1 protein-coding gene is annotated in these 1,575 nt (G+C 70.3%); it reads right to left on the bottom strand.

The genetic code is table 11. The features are described from left to right. Positions 1-1,575: hypothetical protein (locus GVN67_RS28930; protein ID WP_200845448.1), on the bottom strand; the 1,575-nt coding region annotated here is incomplete at both ends.

Below are 1,575 nucleotides of genomic sequence, written 5' to 3'. Positions count from 1 at the left end.
GCGCATCCGCCACGTTGAGCACATTCAGCCCGACATTCGCGCTCGTCGTCGCGGTGGTGCCGCTGGAACTGTCTGTGACGGTGGCCGTGACATGCAGCGTGGTGTTGCCCGGATCCGGCGAGGTGATCGTCAGCCCGGTCAGCTGGGCCTGGGTCAGCGTATAGCTGCCGTCCGGATTGTGCGTCCCGGCCGACAGCGTGGCGCCGGCCGGCAGCCCGCTGATGGTGATGCTCACCGTCTCCGTCGGCGACAGCGGGGCCAGCGCGATTGGCAGCGCGATCGAGGCGTCCTCCAGCCCGGCCAGCGGCAGCGCCGGCAGCGTCAGGCCAGGCGCATCAGCGACATTCAGCACGTTCAGCCCGACATTCGCGCTCGTCGTCGCGGTGGTGCCGCTGGAACTGTCCGTGACGGTGGCCGTCACATGCAGCGTGGTGTTGCCCGGATCTGGCGAGGTGATCGTCAGCCCGGTCAGCTGCGCCTGGGTCAGGGTATAGCTGCCGTCCGGGTTGTGCGTCCCGGCCGACAGCGTGGCGCCGGCCGGCAGCCCGCTGATGGTGATGCTGACCGTCTCGGTCGGCGACAGTGGGGCCAGCGCGATCGGCAAGGCGATCGAGGCATCCTCCAGCCCGGCCAGCGGCAGCGCCGGCAGCGTCAGGCCCGGCGCGTCGGCGACGTTCAGCACATTCAGCCCGACATTGGCCGAGGTGGTCGCGGTGGTGCCGCTGCTGCTGTCGGTTACCGTGGCCGTCACATGCAGCGTGGTGTTGCCCGGGTCCGGCGAGGTGATCGTCAAACCGGTCAGCTGCGCCTGGGTCAGCGTGTAGCTGCCGTCCGGGTTGTGCGTCCCGGCCGACAGCGTGGCCCCCGCCGGCAGGCCACTGATGGTGACGCTGACCGTCTCGGTCGGCGACAGCGGCGCCAGCGCGATTGGCAGCGCGATCGAGGCGTCCTCCAGCCCGGCCAGCGGCAGCGCCGGCAGCGTCAGGCCCGGCGCATCGGCGACGTTCAGCACGTTCAGCCCGACATTGGCGCTCGTCGTCGCAGTGGTGCCGCTGGAACTGTCTGTGACGGTGGCCGTCACATGCAGCGTGGTGTTGCCAGGGTCCGGCGAGGTGATCGTCAGCCCGGTCAGCTGCGCCTGGGTCAGCGTATAGCTGCCGTCCGGGTTGTGTGTCCCGGCCGACAGCGTGGCGCCTGCCGGCAGGCCGCTGATGGTGATGCTCACCGTCTCCGTCGGCGACAGCGGGGCCAGCGCGATCGGCAAGGCGATCGAGGCGTCCTCCAGCCCGGCCAGCGGCAAGGCCGGCAGCGTCAGGCCCGGCGCATCGGCGACGTTCAGCACATTCAGGCCGACATTCGCGCTGGTCGTCGCCGTCGTGCCGCTGGAACTGTCCGTGACGGTGGCCGTCACATGCAGCGTGGTGTTGCCCGGATCTGGCGAGGTGATCGTCAGCCCGGTCAGCTGCGCCTGGGTCAGGGTATAGCTGCCGTCCGGGTTGTGCGTCCCGGCCGACAGTGTGGCGCCGGCCGGCAGCCCGCTGATGGTGATGCTGACCGTCTCGGTCGGCGACAGTG

The organism is Roseomonas sp. 18066 (assembly GCF_902706185.1).
Lineage (GTDB): Bacteria > Pseudomonadota > Alphaproteobacteria > Acetobacterales > Acetobacteraceae > Pseudoroseomonas.
Note: the sequence above shows the minus strand (reverse complement) of the source record. Positions and strands in the feature narration are given on the sequence as shown.